The sequence below is a fragment of the Coprococcus sp. AF16-5 genome, assembly GCF_003479365.1.
Lineage (GTDB): Bacteria > Bacillota > Clostridia > Lachnospirales > Lachnospiraceae > Coprococcus > Coprococcus aceti.
Map to the genome: position 1 here is coordinate 17,625 of NZ_QUGZ01000003.1, position 16,339 is coordinate 33,963.

Consider the following 16,339-nt stretch of genomic DNA (forward strand, 5'->3'; position numbering starts at 1 on the left):
AAAACGGGAGGAATTCATGATTATCAGAAAATTTACCAGGATAATTCTGGGCGCTGCTCTGGGTATAAGTGTATTCGCATTTGCCGGCAACGTGCCCGAAACAGCCTATGCCGCAGACATGTCCGACATAAGCGTTACATCGACGAGGGAGGATGTACAGCAGGTGGTGGACGATGGAAACTTCCACTACACAGAGCTGGACGGTACAGAGATCGATCACATATACGAGTTGTATAATAATGATCCCGAAACCATCAAACAGCTCCAGCGTCAATCCGATTACAACGCCACCGGCGATATAGCTACGCTGAGTGCCAGATATACCCACTCTTCTATGTTCGATGGCTACAAAGTCATCAAGGGCATAGACGTATCCGAGTGGAACGGCGACAACATCAACTGGAAAAAGGTTAAAGCCGCAGGAATATCCTACGCATTCATACGTGTGGGCGGACGCTACTACGGTTCAGGAAAATATTTCATCGATTCTACATACAAGGATAATATCAAAAATGCACTGAATGCAGGTGTTGACGTGGGTGTGTACTTCTACTCACAGGCCATCAGCACATCGGAGGCCAAGACAGAAGCCAAATACACTACCGACCTGATCTCAGGCTACAACATAACTTATCCCGTTGTCATGGATTATGAATACGCATGGGAAGATGGAGGTCTGAGCGGTCGTCTGTACAACGCCCACCTTTCCAAGAGCGCAGCTACAAATGTCATAAAAGCATTCTGTGCGGCAGTTGAATCAAAGGGCTACGTAGGCATGATCTACGCCAGCAAGACTGTCATCACAGACGACATGAACGCATCTTCGATCGCACAGTCATATCCTATATGGAATGCCCAGTACAACGACACGGACACTCTCACAGTGAAACATTCATACTGGCAGTACAGCGACGTCGGCAAGGTGTCAGGAATCAGCAATGCAACTGATATGAATTTCAGATATGTCAAATCTCCTGCCGCGCCTTCATCTCTGACACAGTCAGCGTGCACAGACTCCACTATCACACTGACATGGACGAAGATCCCTGAGGTCTATGCTTACCAGATCGTGCGTTACGACAGCTCCGAAGATAAATACGTCTCCGTGGGAACTGCCAAGGGTGCCGGAACAACTACATTTACAGATAAGAATCTTCAGGACGGTAAAAAGTATACATACAAGGTACGCGGATATTACAAATTGAGCTCAGGAGCCATCTACGGAACCTACTCAGCAGAGTGTACCGGTATTACAATAGCTGATACCATAGATAACTTTGCGGCTACAGTTACAGCGCCTACATCTGTAAAACTTTCATGGTCACCTATCCCTGCAGCAACAGGATACAGAGTATACAGAAGCAACGGTTCATCAGGCAGCTACGAGACGATTGCCACGACCAATTCTCCTGACGACTGCGACGTTACCGACAGCCAGCTCAATCCTGGCACAAAATATAACTACAAGGTACGCGCATACACAACAACTGATACCAACACCATCTGGCACGTTCTGTCAGATGCCAAGACCATAACCACCGACCCAGGCGAGGTTACAGGGCTCAAGATCACTTCAGCCTACACAAGCTCACTTACACTGAAGTGGAATAAGCAGGAAAATGTTGACGGATATATCGTATATGTATGGGAGCCATCCAATGCTACTTGGACAAGGCTTGCAAAGATCTCTTCCAAGTCTACTGACACATACACACACAAGGGACTTCCTCATTCAACCGAGTACAGCTACACGGTATGTGCATATTACAAGAAAAATGGAACATACCACTACACAGAGACAGCCAGCGCAGTGAGCGGATTTACCGGACCTGCTGTTCCTTCCCAGATCGCAACCGCATCAAGGACAGCCAAATCCGTGACCATAAGATGGACACAGATTTCTGATGCCACGGGCTACACGGTATACAAATATAATACGTCCATCAAGTCATTTGAGCAGGTGGCACGTATCAGCGGAAGCAGCAACAGAACATACACATTTACAGGACTTAAAGCCGGAACAGAATACAAATTTGGAGTGAGAGCATACACAGAGCGGAATGGATTCACAGGCTTCAGCGACCGCAAGGATTTCAGCTCCTGCACTCTCCCGGCAACCTTTACATCATCCTTCAAATACACACCACTTGGATCGCAGAGATTCCTCCAGTGGTCAAAGCTGTCATACGCTGACGGCTACATCGTATACAAGTATGATCAGAAGGCAAACAAATACACAAGAGTTAAGAAGATAACATCCAACAAGACAAATTTCTGTTTTGTTCCTAACCTCAGAAGAGGCTACGGTTACCGTGTTCTTGCTTACATGAAGTACAACGGCAAGATATACTACGGAGCAATGTCAAATGCACCGGTCAAGAATACATCTCTTACCGGAACAATCACTGACAGCAGCGTAAACCTCCGTGCAAAAGCCGGAACAAACAGCAGAGTAGTCAGAACGCTTGCAAGGGGTTCAAAAGTCAAGATCTCCGGCTATGCAAAGTCTGGAAGATATATCTGGTATAAGGTCACATACACCAGAGGCTCCAGAAAATATACCGGCTATATAAGATCTGATTTCATACGTGTCAAGTAATTCTTATACTTATACAATTAAAATAGGGAAAAGCATACATACTTTGTATCTCCTGCTTTCCCCTATTTTTTTATATTTTTCTCAATATTTTTCTCACGCAGGCCTTTTATTAATAATGTTTTAATAATCTTTTCGTAATATAATTGTAACATTTATATTAGGAGGCTTACATGAGAATAAAACGATTATCTAAACAACTTTTTATTATTTCCCTTGGAATATTTATACTGACTGCGGCAGATAATATCTTCCACTCTGCCACAGTATACGCGGCTGACACCTCCACCATCTCAACATCATCGACCAGATCTGAGGTCCAAGAGGTTGTGGATGAAGGTAACTTTGACTACACTCAGTTGACCGATGCCGAGATCGACCACATATATAGTATTTACGGCAACGATCCTGAGACGATAAGGCAGTTGCAAAAGCAGTCAGACAGCGCTAATCCTTATGGTGTTGCCACGCTCTCATCGACAACATATACACACGCATCCCAGTTCAAGAACTCCACTGTCATGAAGGGGATAGATGTATCGGAGTGGAACGGTTCCATCAACTGGAGCAAGGTAAAATCCAGCGGCGTTACATTTGCCTTTATCAGGGCTGGAGGAAGGTACTATGGTTCAGGTGCATATTTCGTCGACTCCAAATTTGCTGAGAATGTCAAGAATGCAACTGCGGCAGGGATTGATGTCGGAGCGTACTTCTACTCTCAGGCCATAAACGCCACCGAGGCCAGGCAGGAGGCGGCATACACCTTGAACATCGTATCCTCTTACAACCTTACACTTCCCATCGTCATGGACTACGAATACGCATGGGAGGGTGGACTGACCGGCAGGCTCTACAATGCGCACCTGTCCAAAAGCGCTGCCACCACGGTCATCAACACTTTTTGCAGTACAGTGGAAGCAAGTGGCTACGTGGGCATGCTGTATGCGAGCAAAAGTGTTATAACCGATGACATGAACATCACCAGTATAAACAACAAATACCCAATATGGAATGCGCAGTACAACGATTCAGACACGCTGACCGCCACTCATTCATATTGGCAGTACGATGACAACGGAACCGTCGCCGGAATAAGCTATCCGACGGATCTTGATTTCAAATATGTAAATACACCGGCAGCACCTACAAAACTCACATTTAAGTCATCGACCAGCTCATCCATAACCCTCACCTGGAATAAGGTTCCTGAGGTATATGGTTATCAGATAGTGCGTTACGATGAGGCCGAAGGAAAATATGTGTCGATTGGAACAACAAAGGGGGCCGGCACTCTGACCTACACTGATAACGGTCTCACCAGCGGTAAAAAATATACCTACATGGTGCGCGGATACCATAAATTAAATACCGGCACTGTATTCGGAGCTTACTCGCAAGAATATAGCTGCACCGCCATCTATGCAGAGGCTGTAACTGCATCGACAGATCCTGAACCTCCAATCTTCGATACCGCCCCGGACATGCCTGCCCAGGCCGCAATAGCAGACAGGACTTCCAGTTCCATTAATGTCCGCTGGAGCAAGATTTCCGGAGTCACAGGCTATTTCGTGTACAAATACAACACGTCCACTGGTAAATATGACAGAATTGCAAGATGCATAGGCGACGAATCCAGAAGTTATAACTTTACCGGACTTTCTCCCGCCACAACATACAAATTCGGCGTGAGGGCGTATTATGAATACAACGGTGTGATCATGTACAGCAACCGCCTGGAGTTCAGCAAATGTACAAAGCCACGAACCTTTACATCTTCATTTAAGTATACTCCTCTCGGTTCGTATCGCTGTCTGCACTGGCAGAAGCTTTCAAATGTATCCGGCTACATCATATACAAATATGATATTGCCCATAACAAATACACAAGAGTAAAGAAAATATTCTCTTACAAAACAACCAGTTGTATACTTCCTGCTTTGAAGAGCGGCTTCGGCTACAGGATTCTTGCATATAAGAATGTCAATGGTTCGATAGTATATGGCGACATTTCAAAAGCTCCCGCAAAAGCTAGCTCATTGAGCGGAACAGTCATTGACAGCCAGGTCCGTCTCAGGGCAGGGGCAGGAACCAACAAACGTATCATCCGGGAACTTGCCAGAGGATCAAAGGTCAAGATCAGCGGCTGCAAATATTCCGGCAAGAATGCGTGGTATAAGATCACTTACACCAAGGGCTCAAAGAAATACACCGGATATGTAAGATCCGATTTCATAAGAATAAACTAGTCTTAATTCAAACAACAAAATAGGCATCATACCTGATCAGGTATGACGCCTATTTTGTATCTATCATAATGATCGTCTGTTAGCGGAAACTATTTCACAACCTTGAATGAAGCCTTTACATAGCCATCTGCATAAAGCACAAGCTCTCTGCCATTGCTGCCCCACATGAGCTCTTCCTCTGCGTATGAAGGCTCTACAAACTTAACGTCAAGTCTCTTCAGGTCCTCGTGTGCACATGCTGCTGTGCGGAGGAGCAACATTCCCTGAACTACAGGATGGTCTGTGAGGTGGATCTTATTCTCGTCTCCTGTCTCCTTGCTGAATGCATAAACCTCTTCCTTTGTAAATGTGTGGAATGGCTTCTCGTCCTCATAATCCGTCTTCTCCACTCTCTTGATCTCCTTCTCCTTGTCTGATGCCTTTACGAGTGTGATGGTCATCTTCTCAACAGGAGTCTCTTCTCCCTCTACCTTTCCAAGGATAGAGAGTATGTACATGAATGCGTTCTCCTTAACATCACCATACTCATATGTGATGCTATCGGCAGCCTCTGCCTTCTCTCTGTCTACTGTGTAGGATATCTTGCCTATGAATGCGCCCTGATATGTGGATGCATCCATGTCTGTCATCTTTGTTCCAAGTCCCATGATCCTGTCATAAATCTTCATATAATTCTCCTTCTAAAACTTATTCTGCCTGTTATATTCTCTTATTTGCGTGCAGTTAATCCTTCTCATCCAATTGCCTTGCGCACGGAGCACCCACTAATGTCTATGAATGTTTTCTGTCCGTGACAAATCCGTTTCTTCTTATCATGTCAAAGTCAAGGTCAAATGATGTGCCATCGGTGGTCAGGAAGTCACCGCTTATGACCGCATTTGCCCCGGCTGCAAGTGCAGCCTCGCCGTTGTCCTCATATCTTCCTCTTCCGGCCGCAAGCCTTATCATGACTTTTGGCATGACAAATCTGTATACCGCTATCGTTCTGACGTACTCCTCCTCAGTGAGAGGTGTCTTGTCATAGAACGGCGTTCCCTCCCTCGGATTGAGGAGGTTCATCGGAACCGAATCCACGCCAAGCTCTCTGAGTTCAAATGCAAGTGCCACCCTGTCCTCAAGTGTCTCGCCCATGCCGAACAGACTGCCACTGCACACCATGAGTCCCGCATCCTTTGCAGCGCGTATTGCCGCCTTCTTCTGTTCCTGTGTGTGACTGGTACACACCTCCGGGAAATATGCCGGAGAGGTCTCAAGGTTGTTATGTATCATCGATAGTCCCGCACCCTTAAGCTTCGTGAAGTCCTCCTGATCCAGCAGGCCAAATGACGCGCATATGTTGATATCCACATTGTCGTGTATATCCTTGACCGTTTTCTCAGCAAGCTCGACCTCACGCTTTGAAAGTCTCCTGCCCTCAGCCACAAGGCAGTACCTGAAGCTTCCCTTGCCACAGTCAATCGATGCACCCTCAGTAACCGCTTCTTCACCCAGAAGATTTATCTCAGGTACATCCTTCTTCGCTATCCTGGACTGTGCACAGTATCTACAGTTCTCTGTGCATCTGCCCTCCTTCACGCTTATGACCGAACACACATCGCACCGGTCTCCGCAGAAATACTCTCTTATCTCATTTGCTGAAGCCGCCAGTATATCCAGATCCTCATGTGCAAGCTTTAGAGCCTCATCATATGTGATCTCCGCTCCACCATTCAGCACGCGGTTCTTAAGCTCCTCTACATACTCTCTGCCCATATGATTCCTACCTCTTTTCTGTAAAGTTCCCAGTTTCATCTGGTCTTCAGCCCTTGTGTATGTAAATCACAGAATCTGCCGGATGTCTGCAGTGTCTACCGCCCATCTGACAGTTCATATGTATATATGGAAAGAGCCTGCCACCGGCAGGCTCCCCCATCTGTATATAACTCTCTATATCTTTCACAGATATTTAGTATCAGCTATTTATCTTGTGTTCTCTGTTATGTCTCCAAATGATCACATTAGGATTACAGCGCAGCCTTGATCTGCTTGTAGATACCCTCGGCATCAAGCTCATACTTGTGAAGCAGTTCCTTTGCAGGGCCTGACTCACCAAATGTATCTCTCACACCGATCCTTGTCAGCTTTGTAGGACACTTCTCAGCAAGCACCTCTGCAACAGCACTTCCGAGACCACCTATGATGGAGTGCTCCTCAACTGTGAACACTCTTCCTGTCTTCTGAGCTGTCTCAGCGATGATATCCTCATCGATAGGCTTGATAGTGTGGATGTTGATGAGTTCAGCATCTATACCGTCAGCAGCGAGCATATCCACAGCCTTCACAGCCTCAGATACACAAAGTCCTGTAGCTATGATAGATATGTCCTTGCCGTCCTTGAGCTTAACCCCTTTGCCGATCTCAAACTTGTATGTGCTCTCATCATTGAGTACTGGAACTGCCAGTCTTCCAAATCTGAGATATACAGGTCCAACATACTCGTATGCAGCTTTCACTGCTGCTCTTGCCTCTACATCATCACATGGGTTAATGACAACCATGCCTGGTATCTCTCTCATGAGTGCGATATCCTCACAGCACTGATGTGTTGCTCCATCCTCACCTACTGAGATTCCTGCGTGGGTTGCACCGATCTTCACATTCAGATGTGGGTAGCCGATGGTATTTCTCACCTGCTCAAATGCACGTCCTGCAGCGAACATTGCAAATGAACTCATAAATGGAACATATCCGCATGTTGACATTCCGGCAGCTATTCCTGCCATGTTCGCCTCCGCGATGCCACAGTCAACGTGTCGCTCAGGATAAGCTTTCTTAAAAATAACTGTCTTGGTTGCCTCTGCAAGGTCTGCATCTAAAACAACAAGATCATCATGCTCCTTTGCGATCTCTACTAAGGCATTGCCATAGCTCTCTCTGGTTGCGATTGCTTTATTCTCTATCATAATGCTGCAGCCTCCTTCTCAAGTTCTTCCATGGCGATCTTATACTCTTCTTCATTCGGAGCCTTTCCATGCCAGCCGGCCTTGTCCTCCATGAATGATACACCCTTGCCCTTGATCGTGTGGGCGATGATCGCTGTAGGCTCACCCTTGTGGGACTTTGCCTCAGCAAATGCCCTGTCGATCTCGTCAAAGTCATTGCCATTGATATTGATAACATGGAAGTTGAATGCCTTGAACTTCTCATCTATAGGATATGGTGAACATACATCCTCAACCGTTCCGTCAATCTGAAGATTGTTGTTATCTACTATAACGCACAGATTGTCAAGCTTTCTATGTCCTGCGAACATAGCTGCCTCCCATATCTGTCCCTCCTGGATCTCTCCATCACCGCAGAGACAGTATGTTCTGTAATCCTTGCCCTGCATCTTGGCTGCAAGTGCCATACCTACTGCAACTGAAAGTCCCTGTCCCAGTGATCCTGATGACATATCCACTCCTGGAGTGTGCTTCTTGTCAGGATGTCCCTGAAGGTAAGATCCAACATGTCTGAGTGTCTTTAAGTCTTCTATTGGGAAAAAGCCTTTTAACGCAAGTGCTGCGTAGTAGCCCGGAGCTGTGTGTCCCTTTGAGAGCACGAATCTGTCACGATTCTCGTCCTCAGGATTCTTAGGATCCACATTCATCTCCTCGAAATAAAGATAAGTAAACAGGTCTGCTGCTGATAATGAGCCGCCTGGATGTCCGCTCTTTGCATTGTATACACCTGTAACAATGCCCTTGCGAACTTCTACAGCTTTTTTCTGAAGTTCTAATTTGTTCATCTCATTCTCCTTTTAACTGGATACTGTATTTGTATCATACAGAGCCATTATAACATAATTTCTTCTATTTAGAAGTACGTTTTTACATGCATTTTTCAAGAAATATTACAAGGTTTTTTCAAGGTTATCTGTGCATTTCGACCAAATATACCTGCATGGGTGTCCGGCGGATCATTGTATTCACTTTGTCCGCCTTGCAGCGCACCTGTCCACGTATCAGCCACTGATCCACTCATACAGTATGCCTGCCATCTCCCTGACATAGTATGTCGGAAGCAGCCACCATGCAGTGCTTCCGGCTATGGAGCCCGTCTCTATGCCCTGTTTGTCCGCTATACGCTTTGCCCTGTACTCGTGGAATTCATTTGTCACTATATTCATCTTGTCCGGCAGTCCGTTCTGTCTGATGATCTCAGCCGAAAACTTTATGTTCTCCCTTGTGGACGTGGACTTGTCTTCCATATATATTCTCTCCGGAGCAATTCCGTGCTCTGTAAGGTATTCATACATGCACTGAGCTTCCGACATGCTCTCATCTGCGCCCTGTCCACCGGACACAACGCATACGGCCTCCGGGTTCTCCTCAAGATAATCCTGTGCTGCTATAAGTCTCTCCCTCAGCATAAGGCTTGGTCCACCGCCTCTAACTGCGCATCCGAGCACTACGACTGTGGCATCCTGTTTAGGCTTTACATGAGCCGCATAGACCATGTGATAAGTGATGACCACAACAAGGGCAAGCGCAGCAGTGACAAGTGCAAGCACGAAACTTAAGCATATCTTTCCTGCTTTTTTATCCCAAAGCTTTCTGACAGATTTGTCTATCTTTGCCCTGAATACTCCATACAATGTGAGAAGTGCAAACACGCCTGTTCCCAGCAGGGTTCCTATATTCACATGGCAACCTCTGAACACCGGATATATGAACATCAGCATTCCCAGCACGCCTATTATACAGAATATAACTCTCCATATATGATATCCCCGTGTACGCACCGCCACACCATCCTTGTTTATTTCTTTACTCATATCTTCATGGCTCTTCTGAGTCATTTTATCTGTCATCTATTCTATCCTCCCTGTTTTTTCTCTTTTCAGCTTCTTAATACCATTCACACAGAATAACAGTGACATGACTGTTGCTATAGTCCAGCCTATCGGCCAGGCCAGCCATATTCCTGTGGCGGAACCTATAACTCTTGACAGCACTATCGCCAGCACCACTCTGAGTATCAGATCCGTAAACGTCGATGTCATGAATCTGCCCATCATGCCTGTTCCCCTTAGTATTCCATCAGCTACAAGTTTTGCCGATACTACAAAGTAGAACGGCGCCAGTATCCTGAGATACGTGACTCCCGTGTCAAGGGCAAGTCCTGTCCTGTTCTCCATAAATGGATACATGCCATAACGGCCAAAGAAGAAGTACAAAACCGCAAATGGTATGCATAGTCCCCATATGAGTTTTATTCCAGCTTTAAGTCCCTGTCCTATCCTGTCGATCTTACCCGCGCCAAGATTCTGTGCGGTATAGTTGGATATTCCATTTCCAAGTGTTGTAAATGACGTTATGACGAGATTGTTGAGCTTTACAGCCGCCGCATAGCCCGCTATGACAGAGGCTCCAAATCCATTGATGACGCTCTGAATAATTATATTTCCAACTGAGATAAAGCTCTGCTGAAGTATGCTCGGTATGGCTATGACTGCTATCTTGCCCAGCATGCTTCCCGAAAATACACGGACCTTCCCCTCAGTGCGAACTGCTGTCAGGCGTCTGAACACAACTATTATCGCAAGTACAGCGCTCACGCCCTGACAGATGAATGTAGCCCACGCAACTCCATTTACTCCCATTTCAAATGTCTTTACAAACAGTATATCAACAGCTATATTGGACACCGATGAGATGGCAAGGAATATGAACGGTGTTCTCGAGTCGCCCAGCGCAGAGAATATTCCTGTCGCTATGTTGTAGAAGAACAAAAATGGCACGCCCAATATGTATATGTTCAGATAAGTAAGCGAATCTCTCATCAGCTCATCCGGGGTATCAATAAGTGCCAGCAGTCTCTCTCCAAGCAGGAATCCAACCAGCATGAGAACCGCCACAAGTACCGCGCTTGCTATGAGAGTAGTCCAGACCGCAGTCTTCATCTCGCTGTATTTCTTTGCCCCGAACAGCTGGGATACTATGACCGAACAGCCTATATTGCATCCAAATGCAAATGCTATGAAGATAAGTGTTATCTCATAGCTGTTGCCGACCGCCGCCAGAGCATTTTCTCCTATGAACTGCCCCGCCACAAAGCTGTCCGCTATGTTATAGAGCTGCTGAAATATCACACTTCCGAAAAGTGGCAGGCAGAATCTCCAAAGCACGGATTCAGGCCTTCCCACAGTAAGATCTTTGTTCACTTTTTTCCCTTCTTTTCTATAATTTACTCCTGTTTTCGGTTTTATTCTAAACTCGTTCACCCGGCATTACAATAGGCAAAATAGTAAACATCTTCGGCTGAACACCCGTTTTTTTGTACTTATTTCCATATATTTTTATGCATATAAAAACGACAGTACATGCCGAGATGGACATATACTGCCGGATCTTTTTATATTTTAAGTTTCTTGGTAATTACAGTATATCTATGTATTCCCCTGACAGCGCCTTGTTCATCGATCTGACAGCACAGAATTTACCGCACATACTACACGTGTCGCTGTACTCGTCATCAGGCTTCCTGCTGTCCCTAATCTCCTTTGCGGTCTCAGGATCTATGGCACATGCAAACTGTGCATCCCAGTCGAGGACACGTCTCGCATCCGCCATCTTGTCATCTATATCCCTCGCTCCAGGTATCCCCTTTGCTATATCTGCCGCATGGGCTGCTATCTTGGATGCGACGATTCCCTGCTTGACATCTTCTACATTTGGCAGGGCAAGGTGCTCTGCTGGTGTGACGTAACAGAGGAATGCTGCGCCGTTCATGGCTGCGACCGCTCCGCCTATGGCACTTGTGATGTGATCGTATCCCGGTGCTATATCTGTGACAAGAGGTCCAAGTACGTAGAATGGTGCGCCCATACAGAGTGTCTTCTGAACTTCCATGTTGGCTGCGATCTGATTGAGTGGCACATGACCAGGGCCCTCAACCATAACCTGTACGTTATGATCCCACGCGCGCTTTGTCAGCTCTCCAAGTCTGACAAGCTCCTCTATCTGACATACATCCGTTGCGTCCGCAAGACATCCCGGACGACATGCATCTCCAAGTGATACTGTCACATCGTATTCCTCGCATATATCAAGGATCTGATCAAAATACTCGTAGAACGGATTCTCGTTACCAGTCATGGTCATCCATGCAAATACAAGACTGCCGCCACGGCTGACTATATTCATCTTTCTCTTGTGTTTCTTGATCTGTTCGATCGTCTTTCTTGTTATTCCGCAGTGGAGAGTCACGAAGTCAACTCCATCCTCCGCGTGAAGACGTACCACATCGATGAAATCCTGTGCTGTCAGTGTCGCAAGATCTCTCTGATAGTGGATAACGCTGTCATATACCGGCACAGTTCCTATCATAGCCGGACACTCTGAAGTGAGCTTCTGTCTGAACGGCTGTGTATTGCCGTGGCTTGACAGATCCATGATCGCCTCTGCTCCCATCTCGACAGCACTCATAACCTTCTGCATCTCGATACCATAATCCTTGCAGTCTCTTGACACACCGAGGTTGACATTGATCTTGGTCCTCAGCATGCTTCCAACTCCCTCTGGGTTTAAACATGTGTGCTTCTTGTTAGCTGGTATCGCTACCTTGCCCTCTCCTACCAGTTTCATCAGCGCCTCAGTGGACATATGCTCTTTCTCGGCAACTTTCTCGATCTCAGGAGTTACTATGCCTTTTCTTGCTGCGTCCATCTGTGTTGTGTAATTTCTCATCTGTTCCTCCAATCTGATCCGGCTTTATAAATCTGTTCCAGATCTAATATTTGTTTCTCTTACACTTTTATAGTGGCGGAAGGTGGTGCCCCCAATCAGCCACTTTAGGAATCCTCCCACTTACGTGGGTCCCTCCTTATAAAGGAGCAGACGCATGAAAGGCGCTTACGCGCGGCGTCTGCGTAATATGTCGTCAAGCACCGCTTGATGACCTGCGCGCACATCAGTGCGCTTCCACTCTTCACAAGGAATCCCCCCACTTACGTGGGTCCCTCCTTATAAAGGAGCAGACGCATGAAAGGCGCTTCGCGCGGCGTCTGCGTGCTTCACAAGGAATCCTCCCACTTACGTGGGTCCCTCCTTATGAAAAAAGAGACACAGGAATGCGTCTCTTCTTTATTACTTACATCATTATGTATGTATCAAACGTATCCCTACGGCGGCATTATCCGCATCAGGTTGTGGGTCGAAGCGTTCAGCCTCCTCTCAGCCGGCTAACTCGCCAGCTCCCCATATACTATCCAATTCTCTGACAACAAGTATACCGCTGTCAGATCGTAACATCAACATATTTTTCTGTGATGTTACACCATATGCTGCAACTCATTACTGATCTGCATCTTTTCTAAGGTCATAATAGTGCGGAATGATATCCTCGTAATGTCCATCCGGCATTCTGAAGCCTCCCGGTATGACTCCCAGCGGAGTAAAACCAATCCTTTTATACAGATGGAGTGCATGTACATTTGATGCTACTACGGCATTGAACTGGAGCACTCTAAAGCCTTTCTTCTTTGCCATGGATATACAGTCAAGCACAAGCTTTTCTCCTATGTGTTCACCGCGGACGTCGCGTCTCACGGCATAGCTGGCGTTACATATATGTCCGCATCTTCCCACGTTGTTCGGATGAAGTATGTAGAGTCCTACCACCTCACCACTCTCTGAGTTCTCGGCGATACCGGTATATGTCTGCTCTTTGAAAAATGCATCTCCTGATTCCGGTGTCAGGACTTCCTCCTGTGGAAATGCCACGCCATCATCCACAACCTGGTTCCAGATCTCTGATGCTGACTTTGCATCTGCTGCCATGTACTCTCTTATGTTTATATTCATCTGTGCTTCCTCCCATTATAAATAATAAGATTTTACTTATTTCTATTTATTATTTTATCGTTCTGTCTGGCATCGCACTATGTATACATCAAAACAGTGTATATTGCCGATATTCAGCAATAATAATCAGATTATGGTGCTGACAGTTATGGGCATATAGCTTCAGCACTTTAAGCATTGTACTACTGTCTATTTATGTTGCGAATTGCACCTCATTTATCTGCTACAAATCCACAGCCTGCCTCACTTCCCTCTTTTTCCAGCTCACAAAGCCATACATATCATTCGCAAAGAATATGACGAAGTTTACAACTACAGGAATATATGCCGGATTCTCAAAAGATGCGAGAACCCATAATACTATGAGTACTACATCATTTGCTGCATATCCCACCGCATAGTATGACGATCTCAGCATGGTGAGCGTAGCCGCCAGGAAACTTGTGACTATGGATATTGTGCTGAACACTATATTCGGCGTGTCAAGTATCATGAGTATATAGTAGAATACAACCGTTACAAACACTGTGCTGACAGTGAGCCATATCACATGTCTTCTTGTCAGTTTCTGTATGGCAACCTCACTGCTGTTGCCCTCCGACGGATTCTTGAACCACGTTATGGCGGACCACACCGCCATCGGCATCGTCATCCCGAGATAGGTTATCATCTCCCCCCAATAACGGAACCTGAAGGATATGATACCGTATAATATGCTGAATACGACCATCAATATCTGCGCCCACACATTTCCCTTTGCCGCAAATATAAGCGATGTCACGCCTATGAGTGCCGCCGCAAGTGTGAGTATGTCCAGATCTGCAGTAAGAAGATTCGACACCAGCACTATAGCCAGGGAACTCAGCCAGATAAGCCATTCCCGCTTAGTCAGTTCTTTTATTGGATTGTACATTTCGATCTCTCCTTTTTATCGCCTATCTTTAGCAAACTCTTTTCTAGTTGCCTGAATTTTCAAACAATTCTATTGTTCAAGAAAGTCATTCATCTTCTAATTTCTCTCAGATTTTGACTATATTCTTTTTTGACTATATTCTTTCCTACCCATCTCTAAAGTCTTATTTTCTCCAAATCATCTGGCACATGCAGGTTGCCACTGTAATACCTTTTGCCCTCTGCCACGTACAATTCTTTTCTATGTGTTATATTTTTATCCTCTGTATGATATAGCAACAGATTCTGAACTTCAAGCTTTTCTGCAAGTTCACAGGCATCCTTGACTGTTGAGTGGTGTTTCTCATATGGATCAAATATATCCGCCTCGGAATACAGACAGAATGCCTCATGGAGCAGCCATTTGCTGCCTCTCGCATACTTCTCCTCACAATCATTGTAAGGCTCGTCTCCGCAGCACGTAATTTTCGCGCCATCACCCATATCCATACAGAATCCAAATTGCTTTGTCTTAGTTGAACCAGTATCAAAAAATGTGACCTTTTTGCCCATTATCTCTTTCGTATCGCCGTCATTCACCTCAACCAGATGAAGTCTGTCACCAATATATACTGTCTCCTTCTTATTAAGAAGTTGCATTGCCATCTCCCTAAGTAAAGCGATGACCTCGTCATGTCCGTATATAACGGCTTCGCCTTCATACGAACCTTTTTTCATATGCTGGCATATCATGCGGATCATCCACACCGCGCCGAGTATATGATCCATATGTTTATGCGTCACAAATATTGTCCTCATATCCTGCCAGTTAAAACCCGCTTTCTTAAGCTGTGACAGTATGCCGTTACCACCGCCGCCATCCACTAGAAAATGTTCGTCTCCATCTGACAGCACAAAGCATGTATTATAACACTCTGTCACAAGTGCACTTCCTGTTCCAAGCATCGTTATGTCCATACACCCATTCTTTCTTTCCCAAATACTTAATTCGTATAATAAGCACCATCCGCAGACTCATATTAACCTGATTAACAGCTTACTTCTCCGGCTCCTTGCACACATCAACCCAGCCGGCAGCCCCAGATGCATCCTCAAGCTCAGAGATGGTGAGATTCACTGCACTGTGGTCATTGCCCGCCGCAGGAAAAACCCTCTCGTATCTCTTGAGGCTCTCATCAAGGTATACATCTATCCCCAGATTTATTCCAAATGGACACACTCCGCCCGGTGCATGTCCGACAAGCTCCTCCACGCTATCAAATGGCACCATCTTCGCCTTGACGTGGAATCTGTCTCTATATTTCCTATTGTCAACTCTGGCTATGCCCTCGGTGAGTATGAGTACTATCTTGTCATCCTGTATGAACGCCATGGTCTTAGCGATCATGCCCGGCTCAACTCCAAGCGCCTCCGCCGCCATGGCAACAGTTGACGTCGGAGCGTCCATAAGTATGATCCTGTCTCCATATCCTTTATCTTCAAGAAACTTTTCTGCCTTTTCCAGTGACATGGCTGTACGTCCTCCTTGTTGTAATTATCTGTATTCTAGCACTTCATCCATTTTCTTTCCAGGCCGCATCTCCGGATTCTCTGCAACAGGTTCTGGATCGCCGCACCTCGATAAGCTGTCTTATAATCGCCGGCTCCACTGGGATGTCTTTAAACTTTCTAATACTGCGTCTTTTTTCTATGCTATCTCTTACCTCCATAGCTATGTCTGTCTCCGTAAATATATGTATGTAAACCGTATATTATCCAAA

The 16,339-nt window shown here is 45.9% G+C and carries 14 protein-coding genes and 1 riboswitch; of the genes, 2 read left to right on the plus strand and 12 right to left on the minus strand.

Annotated features, from left to right (window positions below; translation table 11 throughout):
- The first annotated feature begins 16 nt into the window (after positions 1-16).
- Positions 17-2,599, plus strand: a complete 2,583-nt coding sequence (locus DWW70_RS08635; protein ID WP_118649677.1) for a fibronectin type III domain-containing protein — start codon at positions 17-19, stop codon at positions 2,597-2,599.
- Between the two features lie 170 nt (positions 2,600-2,769).
- Positions 2,770-4,842 carry a GH25 family lysozyme gene (locus DWW70_RS08640; protein WP_118017364.1) on the plus strand — a complete coding sequence of 691 codons (2,073 nt, stop codon included), beginning with the start codon at positions 2,770-2,772 and terminating at the stop codon, positions 4,840-4,842.
- An 89-nt stretch (positions 4,843-4,931) separates the two neighbouring features.
- On the opposite strand, the gene DWW70_RS08645 is transcribed toward DWW70_RS08640, so the two are convergent.
- The 12 genes from DWW70_RS08645 to DWW70_RS14880 form a co-directional block, all read right to left on the minus strand.
- Positions 4,932-5,510: a hypothetical protein gene (locus DWW70_RS08645; protein WP_022215816.1), complete on the minus strand. Its 579-nt coding sequence runs from the start codon at positions 5,508-5,510 to the stop codon at positions 4,932-4,934.
- Positions 5,511-5,613: 103 nt separating this feature from the next.
- Positions 5,614-6,594: a biotin synthase BioB gene (gene bioB / locus DWW70_RS08650; RefSeq protein ID WP_118649678.1), complete on the minus strand. Its 981-nt coding sequence runs from the start codon at positions 6,592-6,594 to the stop codon at positions 5,614-5,616.
- A 251-nt stretch (positions 6,595-6,845) separates the two neighbouring features.
- Complete coding sequence (locus DWW70_RS08655; protein WP_015533848.1) at positions 6,846-7,784, minus strand: transketolase family protein; 939 nt, start codon at positions 7,782-7,784, stop codon at positions 6,846-6,848.
- Positions 7,781-8,608 carry a transketolase gene (locus DWW70_RS08660; protein ID WP_004850272.1) on the minus strand — a complete coding sequence of 276 codons (828 nt, stop codon included), beginning with the start codon at positions 8,606-8,608 and terminating at the stop codon, positions 7,781-7,783. Before DWW70_RS08660 ends, DWW70_RS08655 begins: the two co-directional genes overlap by 4 nt.
- Positions 8,609-8,824: 216 nt before the next feature.
- The gene (locus DWW70_RS08665) at positions 8,825-9,673 is read right to left on the minus strand and encodes a YdcF family protein (protein ID WP_055223200.1); all 849 of its coding nucleotides are present in this window, start codon (positions 9,671-9,673) and stop codon (positions 8,825-8,827) included.
- Positions 9,674-11,026 carry an MATE family efflux transporter gene (locus tag DWW70_RS08670; protein WP_022215819.1) on the minus strand — a complete coding sequence of 451 codons (1,353 nt, stop codon included), beginning with the start codon at positions 11,024-11,026 and terminating at the stop codon, positions 9,674-9,676.
- A gap of 214 nt (positions 11,027-11,240) precedes the next feature.
- Entirely contained in the window at positions 11,241-12,551 is a 1,311-nt protein-coding gene (gene thiC / locus DWW70_RS08675; protein ID WP_022215820.1) for a phosphomethylpyrimidine synthase ThiC, read from the minus strand.
- A gap of 414 nt (positions 12,552-12,965) precedes the next feature.
- Positions 12,966-13,074, minus strand: a riboswitch (TPP riboswitch).
- Between the two features lie 83 nt (positions 13,075-13,157).
- Positions 13,158-13,667, minus strand: a complete 510-nt coding sequence (locus DWW70_RS08680) for a GNAT family N-acetyltransferase (RefSeq protein ID WP_118649679.1) — start codon at positions 13,665-13,667, stop codon at positions 13,158-13,160.
- A 223-nt stretch (positions 13,668-13,890) separates the two neighbouring features.
- Positions 13,891-14,580, minus strand: coding sequence for a nicotinamide riboside transporter PnuC (gene pnuC / locus DWW70_RS08685; protein ID WP_118649680.1), 690 nt, complete (start codon positions 14,578-14,580; stop codon positions 13,891-13,893).
- A 155-nt stretch (positions 14,581-14,735) separates the two neighbouring features.
- A complete protein-coding gene (locus DWW70_RS08690; protein WP_118649681.1) occupies positions 14,736-15,536 on the minus strand; it encodes an MBL fold metallo-hydrolase in 801 nt (266 codons plus the stop codon).
- A gap of 79 nt (positions 15,537-15,615) precedes the next feature.
- Entirely contained in the window at positions 15,616-16,089 is a 474-nt protein-coding gene (locus tag DWW70_RS08695; protein WP_055223190.1) for a YbaK/EbsC family protein, read from the minus strand.
- A gap of 43 nt (positions 16,090-16,132) precedes the next feature.
- Entirely contained in the window at positions 16,133-16,288 is a 156-nt protein-coding gene (locus DWW70_RS14880) for a hypothetical protein (RefSeq protein ID WP_156327906.1), read from the minus strand.
- Between the last annotated feature and the right edge of the window lie 51 nt (positions 16,289-16,339).